The organism is Peribacillus frigoritolerans, from assembly GCF_040250305.1.
GTDB lineage: Bacteria > Bacillota > Bacilli > Bacillales > DSM-1321 > Peribacillus.
The window spans coordinates 871432-887907 of record NZ_CP158190.1; the positions used below are offsets into that span (position 1 = coordinate 871432).

Annotated in this window: 16 protein-coding genes and 3 pseudogenes; 14 read left to right on the plus strand and 5 right to left on the minus strand. The window is 33.3% G+C overall.

Going from position 1 to position 16476, the window contains the following annotated elements:
• Positions 1–103 precede the first annotated feature (103 nt).
• Positions 104–820: a vanadium-dependent haloperoxidase gene (locus tag ABOA58_RS04250; protein ID WP_350301343.1), complete on the minus strand. Its 717-nt coding sequence runs from the start codon at positions 818–820 to the stop codon at positions 104–106.
• Positions 821–1073: 253 nt separating this feature from the next.
• Between ABOA58_RS04250 and ABOA58_RS04255 the strand changes: the two genes are divergently transcribed.
• Together ABOA58_RS04255 and ABOA58_RS04260 are read left to right on the plus strand one after the other, a co-directional pair.
• Positions 1074–1934, plus strand: a complete 861-nt coding sequence (locus tag ABOA58_RS04255; RefSeq protein ID WP_350301344.1) for a hypothetical protein — start codon at positions 1074–1076, stop codon at positions 1932–1934.
• A 52-nt stretch (positions 1935–1986) separates the two neighbouring features.
• Positions 1987–2898 (plus strand): VanW family protein, encoded by a 912-nt coding sequence (locus ABOA58_RS04260; RefSeq protein WP_350301345.1) that lies wholly within the window; start codon positions 1987–1989, stop codon positions 2896–2898.
• A 250-nt stretch (positions 2899–3148) separates the two neighbouring features.
• On the opposite strand, the pseudogene ABOA58_RS27740 reads toward ABOA58_RS04260, so the two are convergent.
• Positions 3149–3229 (minus strand): annotated as a pseudogene (locus tag ABOA58_RS27740) (ATP-dependent DNA ligase); the annotation flags it as partial.
• 183 nt (positions 3230–3412) lie between these two features.
• Between ABOA58_RS27740 and ABOA58_RS04265 the strand changes: the two are divergent.
• The 4 genes and pseudogenes from ABOA58_RS04265 to ABOA58_RS04280 all read left to right on the plus strand — a co-directional run.
• Positions 3413–4485: pseudogene (locus ABOA58_RS04265) on the plus strand (helix-turn-helix domain-containing protein).
• 372 nt (positions 4486–4857) lie between these two features.
• On the plus strand, positions 4858–5298 hold the full coding sequence (locus ABOA58_RS04270; protein ID WP_350301346.1) for a CoxG family protein: 441 nt from the start codon (positions 4858–4860) through the stop codon (positions 5296–5298).
• Between the two features lie 319 nt (positions 5299–5617).
• Entirely contained in the window at positions 5618–5905 is a 288-nt protein-coding gene (locus ABOA58_RS04275; RefSeq protein ID WP_350301347.1) for a hypothetical protein, read from the plus strand.
• A 99-nt stretch (positions 5906–6004) separates the two neighbouring features.
• Positions 6005–6109 (plus strand): annotated as a pseudogene (locus tag ABOA58_RS04280) (IS3 family transposase); the annotation flags it as partial.
• A 323-nt stretch (positions 6110–6432) separates the two neighbouring features.
• Here ABOA58_RS04280 and ABOA58_RS04285 read toward each other — a convergent pair.
• The 3 genes from ABOA58_RS04285 to ABOA58_RS04295 all read right to left on the minus strand — a co-directional run bounded on the left by ABOA58_RS04285 (position 6433) and on the right by ABOA58_RS04295 (position 8597).
• The gene (locus ABOA58_RS04285; RefSeq protein WP_350301348.1) at positions 6433–7401 is read right to left on the minus strand and encodes a hypothetical protein; all 969 of its coding nucleotides are present in this window, start codon (positions 7399–7401) and stop codon (positions 6433–6435) included.
• Positions 7373–8038 (minus strand): ATP-binding cassette domain-containing protein, encoded by a 666-nt coding sequence (locus tag ABOA58_RS04290; RefSeq protein WP_350301349.1) that lies wholly within the window; start codon positions 8036–8038, stop codon positions 7373–7375. The genes ABOA58_RS04285 and ABOA58_RS04290 overlap by 29 nt, the downstream gene beginning before the upstream one ends.
• Positions 8039–8114: 76 nt before the next feature.
• Positions 8115–8597: a hypothetical protein gene (locus ABOA58_RS04295; protein ID WP_350301350.1), complete on the minus strand. Its 483-nt coding sequence runs from the start codon at positions 8595–8597 to the stop codon at positions 8115–8117.
• Positions 8598–9145: 548 nt separating this feature from the next.
• Here ABOA58_RS04295 and ABOA58_RS04300 point away from each other — a divergent pair.
• The 8 genes from ABOA58_RS04300 (at position 9146) to ABOA58_RS04335 (ending at position 16378) form a co-directional block, all read left to right on the plus strand.
• Positions 9146–9703, plus strand: a complete 558-nt coding sequence (locus ABOA58_RS04300) for a cysteine hydrolase family protein (RefSeq protein ID WP_350301351.1) — start codon at positions 9146–9148, stop codon at positions 9701–9703.
• A 153-nt stretch (positions 9704–9856) separates the two neighbouring features.
• The gene (locus ABOA58_RS04305) at positions 9857–10615 is read left to right on the plus strand and encodes a carbon-nitrogen hydrolase family protein (RefSeq protein ID WP_350301352.1); all 759 of its coding nucleotides are present in this window, start codon (positions 9857–9859) and stop codon (positions 10613–10615) included.
• A gap of 317 nt (positions 10616–10932) precedes the next feature.
• Positions 10933–11673: a type I methionyl aminopeptidase gene (gene map, locus ABOA58_RS04310; RefSeq protein WP_350301353.1), complete on the plus strand. Its 741-nt coding sequence runs from the start codon at positions 10933–10935 to the stop codon at positions 11671–11673.
• A gap of 292 nt (positions 11674–11965) precedes the next feature.
• On the plus strand, positions 11966–12784 hold the full coding sequence (locus tag ABOA58_RS04315) for an alpha/beta fold hydrolase (protein WP_350301354.1): 819 nt from the start codon (positions 11966–11968) through the stop codon (positions 12782–12784).
• 318 nt (positions 12785–13102) lie between these two features.
• The gene (locus tag ABOA58_RS04320) at positions 13103–13543 is read left to right on the plus strand and encodes a CoxG family protein (protein WP_350301346.1); all 441 of its coding nucleotides are present in this window, start codon (positions 13103–13105) and stop codon (positions 13541–13543) included.
• Between the two features lie 942 nt (positions 13544–14485).
• Complete coding sequence (locus ABOA58_RS04325; RefSeq protein WP_350301355.1) at positions 14486–14884, plus strand: hypothetical protein; 399 nt, start codon at positions 14486–14488, stop codon at positions 14882–14884.
• A gap of 222 nt (positions 14885–15106) precedes the next feature.
• Complete coding sequence (locus ABOA58_RS04330) at positions 15107–15568, plus strand: flavodoxin (protein ID WP_350301356.1); 462 nt, start codon at positions 15107–15109, stop codon at positions 15566–15568.
• A gap of 36 nt (positions 15569–15604) precedes the next feature.
• Positions 15605–16378, plus strand: coding sequence for a hypothetical protein (locus ABOA58_RS04335; protein ID WP_350301357.1), 774 nt, complete (start codon positions 15605–15607; stop codon positions 16376–16378).
• Positions 16379–16476: the final 98 nt, after the last annotated feature.

The window sequence follows — 16476 nt, forward strand, 5'->3', positions numbered from 1 at the left end:
CAAAAATGAGTGACTTCACCGTTAACAGTCATTCGACCAATTTAATGCAGCTCTTTCTTTATTTAACTAAAGGTTCAGGTTAGCGCAACCTGAACCAAAAATATTATTGAAGCGTATTTAGATTTTGTGCCCTTAAAAAGCTTACAACTACCTCTCCAATTTGTCTGCCTAACCTTAAGCCTTCATTGTTATCCACGTTAAAATGTACGCCAGCGTACAAACGAGATTGAGCACTTTCTTCCATTAGTTTTTTTATTTCGGAAGACTCTTGAGGGAAGATATAACTTAATACTGTCTCTGCACATCCCGCCACAGTTGCGTGTGCAGATGGGTAAGCTGGAAAACGAGGGGTAAACAACACAGTAGACAGATTTCTGCCATATTGATTTGGACGTGCAACATCCCATTGATATTTAAAAAACCACGTGATAACAAAGGTATCATTCATAGCAGCGTGGAAATAACTCTGAACCCTTGCAACACTCGGTGATCCCAGCATATACTTTTCAGCTAAATTGAAAATTAGAGTGGTAATTTTCGCGGTTAATTCACCTGTTCCCCAATATTGTGCGATGCGTATTTGCTGGGAAGTCAATGACTTTAATGTCTCTTCTACAATGAATAACTCTGTTTCCCAATCTATATCTAGAGGATTTTTAATTCGCCAAATGATTCGTTGATGAAAGGGGTCCAGGAAATCATTATCTCTTCCCCTTGAAATAAAAAACATTGGCCAATTTCCTGCCTCTGGAGAACCTTTAGGTGGGTTACTTTCCCCTGGGTAAGGAAATTCTGTCCATCTTCTATAACTTGTTCTCATAAAGACCACCCCCTAATAAATGTTCTCCTTGTTCCTTATGATTACGAGTAATGAAATATGACCATTTAACTTTTGGCTCCCTTATCAGAAAGATCAGGGGTTTTAGCCATTTTAAGCTTTTATAGCTGATTCCCCCAAACCTTTACAACATAAATTAACATTTCAAAGTTTTATTTGAAAAATTTCCAAATATTCAAAGGTATTCAAATGATCATGTCCTGAAATAATAAGAAAAACGCAGGAGAAACGCTATATGAACAGAAAAAAATGTTATAAAGAATTTATCGCTATTTTTATTTTTATATTCGTCTTAATGGTGAATCATTCGGTCTATGCAATTGATTGGGAAGATGAAGAAGTACCTATAAACTTTAAAATTGAGGTATTACCTTGGGAGATAGTAAACGACACTATTCCTAATAGAACAAATTTCACCATCATAGACATTGAAACCGGATTATCATTTAAGGTTCAACGAAGAGCAGGTAGTCATCATGCAGATGCTCAGCCACTAACCAAGGATGATACTCAGATTATGAAGGAAATTTATCATAATCAATGGAGTTGGAAAAGAAGAGCAATTATTGTATTAATTAATAATCAAATGATCGCTGCCTCTATGAATGGAATGCCTCATGGCGCAGGCTCCCTTCAAAATGGTTTTTCAGGTCACTTCTGTATTCATTTCTATGGAAGTTTAACACATCGTTTAAAAAACGAAGATTCCGCTCATAAATTGATGATATTGAAAGCGGCCGGTAAGCTTGATGATTATTTAGGCACGGTAAGTCCCTATGAACTTATCCATATTTTTACCATTTCCATAAATCAAGGAGATCGAAAATTATTATCAATGACCTTATCAAATCCGGATCATTCCAAACGTTTCATTAAACTTGCTGAAAATATTACATACTTTGGGGTTAAAGATTTTTCAAGACAACCACTTGAAGACGCAAACGGGTTAATATTCGTGGATGTACCGGTTCAAGTGAAGATTTATAAAGAGAGAAAAGGGAGTGAAAGCAAAATCATCCATTTTATGATCCGAAGGGAGAGTTTGACTGATCGTTGGTTCATTGATCAAGATGCGATCTATGAAGCCTTAAAATGAGATTTGTAAGATTCGGAAAAATAAATTCCAATCCATTGTGGGGGTGCATTTTATGCGATTATCATGGATTGCCGGACTTTTACTATTCGTTCAACCAGTGAATATTTCTGAAAGCATATCGGTAACCCACCAAGGACAAACGATTGCCAGTGTCAACCATGCTGATATTACTTTGCCCTTACTAGATGTTCCTATCATGGACGTGGATAAATACAATCAATTTGTCGAGAAAATAGATCGACAAGTGTACCAAAAACCTGTAAATGCCACAATAGACAAGCAAGGTAATATTCTTCCTGGGCGGGTAGGTTACAAGCTATACCATCAAGCATTTAAAGAGCAATTTTATTCCTTTTTGTACAGTAGTAAAGCATACAAACTAGAAGTACCTTTACTTGCTATTCATCCAAAAGTTGACAACGAATTACTTGCGGAGATTCGTGAAAAAAAGATAGGTGAATATAGAACTTATTTTAATGTGAACAACAAAAATCGTACAAATAATATCTCGCTTGCTACAGAAGCCATTAATAATTATGTCGTGTTTCCTGGAGAGGTGTTTTCTTTTAATCAAGCCGTTGGCAGAAGATCAGTAAATAAAGGATATATGCTCGCTCGAGTTATCGTTAAAGGAGAGTTTTCCGAAGGGATTGGTGGGGGGATATGTCAGGTGTCATCCACCCTGTTTAATGCTATCGACAATGCAGGGTTGCAAACTATTCAACGCTATTCCCATACTAGGAGCGTTCCGTATGTTCCATCTGGCCGCGATGCTACAGTAAGCTGGTATGGTCCTGATTTTAGTTTTAAAAACATGTACAATCAACCTATTCTAATCCGAGCTACAACCCAAGGAGGAATGGTAAGTATCATGGTTTACTCTTCAGATATGATAAATTATAAGACACGAAAAGTTCCCGCTGCTTCAAATCAGAAATCAAAAGAACAGATTTACCGTTCCTAAAAGTACACTTTTACGAACGGTTACTTTTTTATAAAATCATCTACTATAATATTTCTGATAAATTTCATTTTCAATCCAACAATATGGACGGAATACGCAATAGCCCCTCCGTTGTATAATTTCTGAGCCTTCCCTTGCACCTAATCTTCGGATCTATAAATGAATTTCACAACAATTAAATCCGGATACTAGCTATAGAATTGTTTCCTGGCTGCAGGAGTGACAAACTCCTTTATGCCGGCTGGCTTTCTCCGGTTATTAATGCATCGGTATATTGATAATTAATAACCTTAAGCCAATCATGTGATCGTTTTCCAATCTCTAAGGTAGATTATGTGAATGAAAAGCCGACACTATATTTTAATAGTGTCGGCTTATATTGTAGCTTCAATATAAAGTTAGATAATTTTAAACAGTATTTCGAGATTTTTTGTAGGTTTAATTTTATGTATCACAAGAAATATCAAATAAGAGAAATTGATACCTCTAATAATTTTATTAAGGAGTGAGATAAATGAATGAACAGATACAGCTTATGATTGATTGGATTGAAGCCAATTTAAAAAATCAATTTTCATTAGATGAACTATCTATTTATATGGAATATTCCCCTTATTATTGTTCGTTTAAATTTCACCAAGTAACTGGTATAAGTATTAGGCGCTATGTTCTTCTTAGAAGATTGTATTCATCCACGGAAGATTTAGCAAATAACAGGAAGATAATTGACGTCGCCTTTGATTACGATTATTCTTCGCAAGAAGCATATAGCAGAGCCTTTAAACTGTTTTTGGTATCAATCCTAGAGAATATCAACTTAACAGGTTGCCTGTCCAGTCAATTATTAAACTCAATATTAATAAGAACGGGGAATGGTGTAGAATGAATGTTTCTAGAAAAATTGAGGTTGAACAGTTACAAAATGAGAAGAGTGAATTGTTTTATAAAGACGTACTCAACATTTTGAATGGTCAAGTTATGTATGAGGAGTTTAAAGATAACAGACTAATGGGAGATTCTGATTACGCTCCATTTAATGAAGCGATGTGTGTAAACGCGACTACTAAACAAGTTTTTAATGAAGAATTTATAAACACACGAGCTTCTGGACATCATGAGTCAGTAGAGAATTATTTCAAAAAGGTCATTGTTCCATTAGACAATCTTTTTAATAAAGAGTATAAATGTATCGTTTTATGGTTTGGTGAAGACATGTTTTGTCAAATGAACCTACTTACCATACTTTCCTATCTTGAACAGTCCGGATATGAAGGCAAAGTGTTCTTAAATTGCTTCAGAGAGGATGAATTTAAAATTAATCAAACTGAACTTAAATTAGGTCATTATTATTCTGTATACAAGGAAGTATTGGTCAATCATAATAAACCATCAAATGAACTACTTCCAGTCATGTATCAGGCAATAGACATATATTTAGATATGCTAAAAGAAGATAATGCAGTAGTAAAGTATATTTCCAAAAATAAAGATTTACCAACATCAGAATTAATTAATAGGTTATTTGCTCTGTTCCCAACAGTAGGCTATGGAGATTTACAATATAGAGAGCTTATTAATAAAATTTAAAATTGGAAGTGGAAACAAGAATTTTTAAAGACAATCATTGAAGGGGTTTCCAATACAGTGAAAAAAACTAAACCTCTTTTTCCTCATCCGGGACTATTCTGAACGACTTGTCACATAAACTTTTGTTAAAATGGATAATTCCATAAGGAATACTGTTAAGTGACATTAAAGTCGTTTAAAAACGTCAGTCCTGTTATTCCATTAAAGGGCCGGATTGTGGAGGATTGGGAAATTTTGATTCTGCAAATAATTGGGGGATTGAAAAAAGGAAATCTATGTATAATTAGTGATGTAAGTTTATGCTTTTTATGTAATAATTATTTTGTAGAAATGTAAAGTTACAATTCATACATAGTGAAGGTGGGGATCATAATGGCAACGGGAACGCATACTGTAGTAGTTCCAGTAGATGTACAAGCAGTTTGGGATTATGTCAGTGATCTCGAAAAATGGGCAACGACAGTACCAGCCTATAAAGAGCATGAAATCATAAATGACAAGCAATCTATTTGGACATTTGAAGGTCGTGTGAAAGGTATTAAAAAAACAATACAAGCGCAGGTAGATATTACCGAATGGAATGAACCTTCAAATATTAAGTTTGAACTAAAAGGTTTATCAGATAATTTTACAGGAAGCGGTCACTTTACTGCAGAAGATGTTAATGGAAAAACAATAATGACTTGTACGGTGGAAATCCATGCAGGCGGATTATCTGGTGCGGTGTTAACACCAATTATTAAATGGGCTGTTCCAAAAGTAGCATCTCGTTTAACAGAATCTATCGCACGTAAAATTGCAGTATTCTCATAGTTTTCAAAGATTGAAAGCCAATTCATTTTGGAGATACCTTCACTGAAGTATAGATGGTAACATTCTGAAGTGACCAATATAATGATATCGAGCTCTACTAGAAATTTTATAATTAGCGGAAAGGGGGCTGTCCAAAAAGGATAGCCTCTTTTTATCAATATTCCAGAATCGCTTTTCTTAATGAACTAACGGGTGCGTTAGCTGTAGATCTGAGCTGTCTTTAAGGCAGCTCTTTTCTTATGCAACTATCGGGACAGTTTAGTTGAAGAAAGAAAACACCCAAATCAAATTGTATAATCTAGACAAAGGGGTGATTTGGTTGAAAAGTGTTCCGAAGGTAAGGGAAATATTGCTTGACGAAGAAATAGATGAACAGGAGTTTGTTGGTATAATCAATGGCATTTATAAGCAAGACTGTTATATCTATGCCGTTATTCCTGATTGGGAACTCTTTAACGAACTTTCAAATGATTTTATTATAATTAATAAATTTCCGTTCCCTCTAACACGCATTTTTCCAAGAACAATTAGGTTTTTAGGATATGTAAAGGATAGAAAAAAACAAAATATATATAAATTTTACTTACGACTGCACCCCAATTGTTAGACACAACTAACAATTGGAGGTGCAGTTCAAGATTGGAAATTGGCTATGGGGAGAATTTTCCTTAGCGTTGTAAATCCGCATTTTCCTGACGCTACGCCTTATATAGCTATTCAGGAGTATATAGACTTCTACAATACCGATCGCTTCCAAGAAAAATTTACCGGCCTTTCCCCAATTGAATACCGAGAAAAGGCCGCAGCTTGAAATACTCTTTTTTTATTGTTCGGTCTACCTCCTCTTATTAATCATGATATTCAGTAAAAGGTTTCAACACCCTTTCTGGATAACTGTAGCTGTATGTAAAAGGAACTAATCCTTTCTCATTTCTATCTTTAGGTTTAGATAGGCTTGAATCAAATTATTGATGTTGTAATATATTTAATTCTAAGGTCTTAAATTAGTATAGCCCCGTTCTGTTTTTAGGACGGAGAGTTGTTTAATTTTTGACGTAAAACACAATATTTAAGTACCTTGATATTAAAACAACTCATATTGGAACCGAAATCAAATAGGGCATAAACATTATACTAGATAACATATTTACTTCGTTTCTCTGATATCTTATATATGAAGATTGTGAAAATAGTTCCAATAAAAAATAATAAAGAGAAAACTAAAGTAGTTGAAACATCTTTCGGTTCAAATAATTTAAAATTCCCTGTGAAACTAAAAATTTTATGTGCTAACACAGCAATTAAATTTCTTAGGTCATATTCACCGAATACCGGTAAAATAAAATTATATGATATTAATAAAATAGTTGGAGCAATAATACCTTTAAAAAGAAGTCCTAGATAAAATCCCAAAGTAGAATAAATTATAGCAACGCTTAGGCTCAATAAAAATTGTAGAAACATATTATCATCAGGAGTTTGAATATTTAATTGGAATTCATTAATAGGAATTCTATCGGAAAGCATCTTTAGGAAAATACTTCCTGTTACATACGAAACCAATAGACTAGAACTTAATATTATTATAGCTGAAAGATACATTGAAAGTTGTTTACTAAATAAAAGCAAAAAGAAATTTTGTTGTACAGCTTTAATTTTAATTGTCTTATATTTCAAATCATATGTACCTATATATATACCAAATATTGCGAAGAAAAAGGGGAAAAATACAAAAGTTAACCATTCTAATGTTATACTCCCAATTCGCTCCATTTTTAAATTATTCACTGATGAGGCAACATTTTCATAGTCGTATCTTACGATATTACTTACAATTTCCCCATTAGTACTATCTTCTCCTTCCAAACTTTGAACATCTATTGGAGAATTTAAAGCCTCTTTTAAGGATTCATCAGTATTTGCATACTTATCTACACTATGTAAATATAACTCATAATTGTATTCTGCAGTTAATTTTTGAGAGTACAAGTTCCATATAGAGAATAACGAAATGGATATAAATAAAATTATTAATATTTTTGAGTAGTGCTGAAATTTTAATTCCTTTAAAGTGTTATTTGACAATTCTTTTATATATTTCACTTAACTCACCACTTTCTTTACTATAATCTGTAATGTGAGTTATTGAACTATCTTTTAAGAGAAATAACTCATCAATAATTGTAGAATAAAAATCAAATTGATGTCCTACTGTTAGGATAGTCATGTTTTTTGACCACTCTTGCAATTTTTCTTTTAAAAATTCCATAGTTTCAAAATCTAACCCATTTGATACTTCATCCAAAAATAAATATTTTGGTTCTGAAAGTGTTGCAATTATTAAACTAAGTTTTTTTCGTTGACCGTATGAGTATCCCTTAACTTTTGATTTTAAGATATCATCATTTAAGTAATGTGAAGCTACTTCTTTAACTCGATCAAGTGTAACTTTTTTATTTAATAGTAATGTAATATTTTTATATCCGGATAAGTGTAAATAAAATGGTGTGTCATCATATACAACGTAAATATCATTTTTTGCACTACTAAATTGATTTCCATCGAATAAAATTTCACCTTGGTAATTCTCTAAATTTAGTAAACATTTTATTAATGTTGTTTTTCCAACACCATTTTCACCCATAAGGAATGAAATTTTATTTTCGGGTATTTTAAAATTTAAATCTCCTAAAATGATTTTTTTTTTATAAGATTTTACCAAATTAGATATACTAATCATTTACTTTCACCTTTTTCTAGAAAATATTAAACCAGTATTAGATTTAAAAAATTCTAATACTGGTTTTAAAATACTTTTAAGATCTACTACCAGTACCGTTTTTATTAACTTTCATGATATCGACATATGTTCGGCTATAAAAGTCAATATCTCCCCACGGAGTAGGTATTCCATGTGATAAAGTTGTTGTCCCACGGTACTTATGATAAGAAGACATTTTTTCTGTACGTTTTATACCTTTTAATGAAACTTTATTCGGGAAGACCCAACCACTAGATTGCCACGCAGAACTGGAACTAACTTTTGATCCAGTATAATTCCATTCTACAATATTTTTAGACCATGCCAAGGCTCCACCGCGCTTAACTGTGAATCTTTTAGATTTACTACTAGAAGTACTGGCCATTATATCCATACTTTGTTCCAGTTGATTAATTTCAGCTTTCTGATAATCTGAAAGTTGTTCATAAGTTGCAGCTGATGCGGGTGATGTAAAAACAGTAAAAGCTAAAGCAGCTGTTCCTAATATCCCTAAAATTTTCCCTTTTTTCATTACCAATATTAATACCTTCTTCCTATTTTTGGATTTACATTTTTCATTATATTACAAATATTTCATTTATCAACAATTTTATCCAATTTAGTTGAAAAAATTATTTTTTTTGTATAATTATAGGTGAATATACTTATTGGAGGTTATTGGTAAAAGTCCACTTGTGAAAACCATATTAGGTAAAGCCTTCAGCTTTAAATTGTCATTCAAAACTCCCTTTGCCTTAATGTTGTGAAAGACAGTTATATTATCATTTCAATCAAAGAGCAAATAGAATAATTTTATTAATCCAAAATTAAAAAAATAACGAAAGAATTTCTATTGGTCGTAAGATGCGTTAAATTAAAATTGAAGTGAGTTACTTCGGTAACTCTTTTTTTCTTGTTGGACTTACTAACGGGTGCATTAGCTTAAGATCGGAGCTGTCTTTAAGGCAGCTTTTTCTTATGGAACTAAAGGGGCAGGTTAGCTCAATAACAATAAAGTTTTTACATTTAGAGTCTGAATATAAAATGTAATAATTGTTAAAGAAAAAAAAATAGGGGGGAATTATCATGGATAAAGGAAAAAATGCTTTAATTATAGTTGATGTACAAAAAGCTTTTGAGGATAAAAAATGGGGAGAACGAAACAATCTAAGTGCAGAAGAAAATATTAGAAAGATTCTAACATTATGGAGGGAAAAGTGCTGGCAAGTAATACATATTCAACACATGTCCGATAACCCTAGTTCTGTATTCCATCCAAAGAATGAAGGATTCGCTATAAAAGAATTGGTTGAGCCTCTTGGAGAAGAAGTAATTATAACAAAGAAAGTAAATAGTAGTTTTATCGGTACAAAATTAGAAGAGTTTTTAAAATTAAATGATATCACAACAGTAGTAATAACAGGTTTGACTACGCCCCACTGTGTGTCTACTACCACAAGAATGAGTGAGAATTTAGGTTTTAATACATACCTTATTTCAGATGCGACAGCAGCATTTGGCATAAAAGACCAAAATGATAACTATTATGATGCCGAGACTATACATAATATTTCTTTAGCTACCTTAAATGACGAGTTCGCAACTATACTTACAACAGAACAATTAATAAATGAAGTATTTTAAGTTTGTTAAACTAACACGGTGCTTTTACTTCAAAAAGGGAGATTGCTGCGGCAATCTTTTTTCTTAAGGAACTAAAGGGGCAGGATAGTTGAACAAGCAATTCAATGTCATGCTACAATTATTACAAGCAAAGTTGATGTTTGGGAGATCACTATGGGAAAAATAAAAATAGCTTTATTACACCTATTGCCAATCGCTGGTGATGTGGAGTATAACCAAAAACTAATTGAACAAGCCATTCATATAGCATCAAATAATAATGCCGAATGGATTATAACACCCGAACTATGTGTCAGCGGACTTCAATTCAATCATAAGATTGGGACTGGATGGATTAACCGGCAACCTGATGTCTGGATGAGTAATTTGAGCCGTAAACTAAAGAATTTGAAAAGCACTGTATTTTTGGGGTGCCCTGAAAAAGGCAGTAACGGAGAGTTGTATAATTCTGTGTTTGTCATAGATAAACAAGGTCATTTATTAGGCAAACAGAGAAAAATAAGTGTTATTGATGATTGGTCAGCATCAGGGGATGTAATAGAGCCAATAAAAACAGACAATGTTGAGGTTGGTATTATGATTTGTGCAGACGCCTATCCCAAAGATATTGCTTACAACTTATTTGAAAAAGGAGCAGAAATATTAATTGCACCGTCTTCCTGGGGTCCCGGATTACACGGTCCAGAGGGAGAATGGGAACAAAGGTCATTAGAAACAGGACTGCCCGTATTTGTCTGTAATCGTACTGGAGAAGACGAAACTGTCCGTTTTTGGGATGCAGAAAGCATGATCATAAAAAATGGAGTACGCCTTTTAACACATAAATCAAAACAATCAGCCATCCTTACTTTTGAATGGGATTTACAAAGAATGGAATTAATATCCCCTCATTTCGTTATTGATTACATATAATGAGTACATACTAATATACTACACTCTTGTTGAATTAAAGGGTGCGTTAGTTCTTTAAGGGAGTTGCTTTGGCAGCTCTTTTTTCTTATGGAGCTAAAGGGGCAGGTTAGCTCTATAAGAAAAGTGGAAGTTAAATCCAATTAATAGTATAGTCATATGTACTAGATCCTTTTTGTAGTCTATTTCTTAATCTAAGAAAAATTCAGCTGAGGGGTATTGTACCATATTATTTACATTACTTTTATTTTTCGAGAAAATAAAGGTACAATTAATACTTATATAGTTTATATGATAAAAGATAATGAGGTAGGAATAAAATGATTGCAAAAACAGAAGAAGATTTTAATGGTTTGAAGGAAATTGGCAAAATTATTGCCTCCATTAGAGATGAATTGGTACAAAGAACAATTCCTGGCATAACGACCAAAGAACTTGATGATATCGCCGGAGAACTTTTAGAAAAAGCAGGTGCAGTTTCAGCTCCAAAAGGTGAATATGATTTTCCTGGCTATACTTGCATTAGTCTTAATGAAGAAGTGGCACATGGTATTCCGGGTCATCGGATTATTCATGAAGGGGATCTAGTAAATATAGATGTATCTGCTTCAAAGAACGGTTATTTCGCAGATACAGGAATCTCTTTTGTAGTAGGAGAAGGAGAAGAAGTATTAACGAAAATATGTGACGTTGCTAAAAAGGCATTTGAAGCAGGTCTTAAGAAAGCAAAACCCGGTTCTAAAAAAAGTAGAATCGGAAAAGCAGTATTCGAAACAGCGAGACAGCATGGATTCACTGTTATCAAAAACCTTACAGGACATGGTGTGGGACGTAGAATACACGAAGCACCTGACCATATTTGTAATTATTATGATCCATGGGATAATGAAATATTAAAGGAAGGGATGGTTATCGCATTCGAACCATTTATCTCAACCTTTGAAGAAGATGTATTCCAAAAAGAAGACGGTTGGACCTATGCTACAGAAAAAAGCTATGTAGCCCAAATGGAACATACGATTATCCTTACTAAAAATGGTCCGATTATTGTCACGCTTTAATTCAAGCATAGACGGAAAAGACTCGTATTAATATAAGTAGTTCGCTTACCTTGTAGGAAACTTAAATGGAGTAACATATAAATTCGTAACAATTTTAAAAAATGTTACTCGCATCAAAAAAAAGAAGGATTCGATTGGTGTATCCCACATCAACCTACTCAAATAAAGGAGTTGCTTTGGCAGCTCTTTTTCTTATGGAACTATCGGGGCAGTTTAGTTGAAGAAGGAATGAAGAAACAAAAAGAGAATAGGTACTGATAGTTAAAATGATTTTATAGAAAGAAGGATTAAAATGGCATATTGCAAAGTTCGCCAAGCTGAAATATATTATGAAGATTTAGGGGAAGGTATACCAATTTTAATGATACACGGTTATTCTCCGGACCATCGATTAATGAGTGGTTGTATGGAACCTATATTTACTAATAGGGAGGGGTGGCGACGTATTTATATTGACCTACCTGGAATGGGATTAACAAAAGAATATAACGAAATATGCAGTTCTGATGAAATGTTGAATGCTGTTTTAGATTTTATTCAAGCTGTAATTCCTAACCAAGAGTACGTAATTGCTGGGGAATCTTACGGTGGCTATATAGCTAGGGGCATTATTGAAAAGCATCAAGAACAAATACTCGGTGCAGCATTTATATGCCCTCTTATTATTCCTCTTCCAGAAAATAGAACAGTTGAGAAACATAAAATAATGAAAACGGATGAAAAATTTATTGGAAATTTATCAAAGGATGAATTAGAAGATTTTAGAAATAACAACATTGTACTTGATGAGTACACTTGGGTAAGGTACAACAAAGAAATTCTAAGTGGTTGTAAAATTGGAGATGAAAAGTTTCTAAATAAGGTTAAGAATAAATATGGGTTTTCTTTTAAGATTGACCAGTCTGATTTTATTAAACCCAGTGTATTCCTGTTAGGTAGACAAGATTCTTCGGTTGGATATAAAGATGCTCTTGACTTAGTAAACAAGTATCCGCGAGGAACATTTGCTGTGTTGGATATAGCAGGCCACAATTTACAAATTGAACAACCACAACTTTTTAGCAATCTATTAAATGAGTGGTTGGATAGAATTGAAGAGTTCCAAAACTAATACTTAACGTAGTAAGTGAAGTTTGTGAAATATTGGACTTAAACTAACGGGTGCTTTACTTCAATAAGGGAGTTGCTTTGGCAGCTCTTTTTTCTTATGCAACTAAAGGGGCAGGATAGTTCCATAAGGAATACTGTTAAGTGACATTAAAGTCGTTTAAAAACGTCAGTCCTGTTATTCCATTAAAGGGCCGGATTGTGGAGGATTGGAAGAAGGAAATATTTGTATAATTAGTGATGTAAGTTTATGCTTTTTATGTAATAATTATTTGTAGAAATGTAAAGTTACAATTCATACATAGTGAAGGTGGGGAACATAATGGCAACGGGAACGCATACTGTAGTAGTTCCAGTAGATGTACAAGCAGTTTGGGATTATGTCAGTGATCTCGAAAAATGGGCAACGACAGTACCAGCCTATAAAGAGCATGAAATCATAAATGACAAGCAATCTATTTGGACATTTGAAGGTCGTGTGAAAGGTATTAAAAAAACAATACAAGCGCAGGTAGATATTACCGAATGGAATGAACCTTCAAATATTAAGTTTGAACTAAAAGGTTTATCAGATAATTTTACAGGAAGCGGTCACTTTACTGCAGAAGATGTTAATGGAAAAACAATAATGACTTGTACGGTGGAAATCCATGCAGGCGGATTATCTGGTGCGGTGTTAACACCAATTATTAAATGGGCTGTTCCAAAAGTAGCATCTCGTTTAACAGAATCTATCGCACGTAAAATTGCAGTATTCTCATAGTTTTCAAAGATTGAAAGCCAATTCATTTTGGAGATACCTTCACTGAAGTATAGATGGTAACATTCTGAAGTGACCAATATAATGATATCGAGCTCTACTAGAAATTTTATAATTAGCGGAAAGGGGGCTGTCCAAAAAGGATAGCCTCTTTTTTGAATATTCCAGAATCGCTTTTCTTAATGAACTAACAGGTGTGTTAGCTGTAGATCTGAGCTGTCTTTAAGGCAGCTCTTTTCTTATGGCACTAACGGGGCAGGTTTGCTCAACAGGAAATAATAAAATAGGGTGTTGAAAGGTGTTGATGGTGAATGAATGTATTCCCGGAAGCAAACGACTTTCTTTCGTTGTTTAAGTGTGAACCTAGAAATATTTACCATTTTACTATAATAAAGCAACATATCAATTTTCCAATGGGGAGGAAGACTTTATTGTTACACTTTCTCCATCTTACGGTGAAGTAAAAATACAAGTAACCCAAATGAATTCAAATAAAGTTTTATCAATCTTGAATTTAAAACGAGTTAACAAGTTTGAGATTACAGCAGACAAAAGAGAACTTTCAAGTGTACTTTTAACGGTTCTGTATGACGATTCCCAACAAACAATAGAAATTGATTTTAAGCCAAAATATAAACTGATTATTAGAGAACATTATTTACGAGCTTAATAGAATATTTCAGAAAGATGCTTTTACTGACGGATCGATTATATAACTTATATGGCTAAAAACTGATTGACATTGATAATCATTATCATTATTATATAAAGTAATATTTGATATTGATAATCATTTTCATTTAATACTCTTAAAAGTTCCTGATTCCTGTCAATAAAAATTCAGGAAGAAGAATGAAAATAGGTCAACCTTACAGTCAACTGACTATGTTAGCGATAACAAATAAAATTCAATAAATACTGAAGATAAGTGGAGGAGGAACATCTGTGGATAAAAATTTTATAATATTAGAACAATTTCAGCATCAAGTAAGCTGCTGCTGTCCTGGGCAAAAGCACCAACATATGATTGAATTCCTTCAAGGTGATGTTTGGACAATTACAAACGAGCGGAAGTATGTTGATTGTTTAGGATGGCACTTTTTAATAGATATCAACAACGAGTTTCAGTTTTTTATGCATGTGGAAGATATTGAGGAACTGTATTCCAAGGGAAGCATTTGCTCCATTTTGGATTTGAATCTAAAAATTAACCATTTAAGCTTTAAAATAAACGAAGCACTCGATGCACATGATAGGCAGTCGTTTTTTTCATTTGCAGATGAACTGAGTAACGTACAGAAAATAAAGAATAAAATTAACACTGGAGATTTACATGCTTTTTAGGAAAACACGACAAGTTTTTGAACATATTAAATAAAGATGCAATTGACTTTTATATTTCATGCCCTTTTTGTGGTGTGAGCGGACATGATTCCCGTGTAAGTTTGTTAATTAAAATAGGAAAAAACAAAAAACATCGATACCACCAAAGTTTAATTAAAGGTAATGCTGCTAAGTAGTTTGAATTTTTACTAATAATCATCAGTGTTGGAAGGGGAACTTATCATGTCTAAAATCGTTATGATTTTTGCCAGTATGAGTGGAAATACAGAAGAAATGGCGGATATCATTATAGAAGGAATCACAGAAATCAGTGATGTGAATATCGAAAAGATAGATATAATGGAAGGTCCTGAAGCCTCCATACTTGGAGAGTATGATGGTATCTTATTAGGCGCATATACGTGGGGAGACGGAGAATTACCGGATGATTTTTTAGACTTTTATGAGGAAATGGATCATATTGATCTAACTGGAAAGAAAGCTGCGGTGTTTGGTTCCTGCGATTCATCTTACTCACAATATGGTGCGGCCGTAGATATTTTGACTGAAAAATTAAGGGAACAGGGTGCTGATATCGTCCTAGAAGGGTTAAAAGTAGAATTAAATCCAGATGATGAGGATATCAAAAACTGCCAAAATTTCGGGAGGGATTTTATAAAGAAAAGTCTTGTCTCTTCAATATAGAATTAGCTATTTTATGAGGAAAGAGAGGTGAGGGGAATGATGGGTAAGGAACATCGGATTTCCATTGCTACTTTAACTGATTACCATTTACAAGATTTTATAAGATGTCCTTATCAATTTTACTTTCAACATATAGAAGGAAAAATCACAACTCAATTGGATTGGAGGAAGATGGTTCAAGCTGTGGTTAATCAAGTTGTAAGTCGCTATTACAAACTGCCTCCAATATGTCAGACAACTAAGAAAGTTATGGAGTTCATAGATGATCATTGGAGTGCCATTGATGTACGTCAGTTCGAGTCAAGGAGTCATTATTATATGGCTCTTGCTAATATAACTGACCATTTACTCCAATTTTTAACTTCCACGAAAATTCAATATCCCCCTTTATTTTTATATGAAAAGTTTAACATCAATATTGAGGAGTTGGGGACCGAACTCTCCTTGACTTTTGAAGTAGCAGAATGGTCAAGAAGCTCATACATCATAAAAAAATATGTAGTTGATACACACGAAGAAATGAACTTATTATTTACTAATATGATTTCGGTATTTTGTGAAAAGGCATTTGGTCAATTACCGGAAAGAATAGAGATATTCTCGCTTATGGAAGGTAAAATAGAAACTTATATTCCAACCATGAATGATGTTTCGAATGGATTGGAATACCTCAACATAATCAAGAATCTTTTACAAGAACCCAAAAAGTATTTGAAAACGAATTCTTTACTGGTTTGCAAAAGCTGCTCTTATCAAAATAGGTGTTATGACGGTAGTAAGATAAACCAAGAAACTGTTAATTTTCAATAATTTTGTATATGTTCAGAAAACCTCGATTTATAACAGGTTATGGAACAAAAGCATACATACAGATCAAGGTCGCTCCAATACTATTTCTTAGTATATAA

Excerpts from the sequence above, each read along its gene's own strand:
- ABOA58_RS04250 (WP_350301343.1), bottom strand. The coding sequence starts at position 820 with ATGAGAACAAGTTATAGAAGATGGACAGAATTTCCTTACCCAGGGGAA.
- ABOA58_RS04255 (WP_350301344.1), top strand. The coding sequence starts at position 1,074 with ATGAACAGAAAAAAATGTTATAAAGAATTTATCGCTATTTTTATTTTT.
- ABOA58_RS04260 (WP_350301345.1), top strand. The coding sequence starts at position 1,987 with ATGCGATTATCATGGATTGCCGGACTTTTACTATTCGTTCAACCAGTG.
- ABOA58_RS04270 (WP_350301346.1), top strand. The coding sequence starts at position 4,858 with ATGGCAACGGGAACGCATACTGTAGTAGTTCCAGTAGATGTACAAGCA.
- ABOA58_RS04290 (WP_350301349.1), bottom strand. The coding sequence starts at position 8,038 with ATGATTAGTATATCTAATTTGGTAAAATCTTATAAAAAAAAAATCATT.
- ABOA58_RS04300 (WP_350301351.1), top strand. The coding sequence starts at position 9,146 with ATGGATAAAGGAAAAAATGCTTTAATTATAGTTGATGTACAAAAAGCT.
- ABOA58_RS04305 (WP_350301352.1), top strand. The coding sequence starts at position 9,857 with ATGGGAAAAATAAAAATAGCTTTATTACACCTATTGCCAATCGCTGGT.
- map (WP_350301353.1), top strand. The coding sequence starts at position 10,933 with ATGATTGCAAAAACAGAAGAAGATTTTAATGGTTTGAAGGAAATTGGC.
- ABOA58_RS04315 (WP_350301354.1), top strand. The coding sequence starts at position 11,966 with ATGGCATATTGCAAAGTTCGCCAAGCTGAAATATATTATGAAGATTTA.
- ABOA58_RS04320 (WP_350301346.1), top strand. The coding sequence starts at position 13,103 with ATGGCAACGGGAACGCATACTGTAGTAGTTCCAGTAGATGTACAAGCA.
- ABOA58_RS04330 (WP_350301356.1), top strand. The coding sequence starts at position 15,107 with ATGTCTAAAATCGTTATGATTTTTGCCAGTATGAGTGGAAATACAGAA.
- ABOA58_RS04335 (WP_350301357.1), top strand. The coding sequence starts at position 15,605 with ATGATGGGTAAGGAACATCGGATTTCCATTGCTACTTTAACTGATTAC.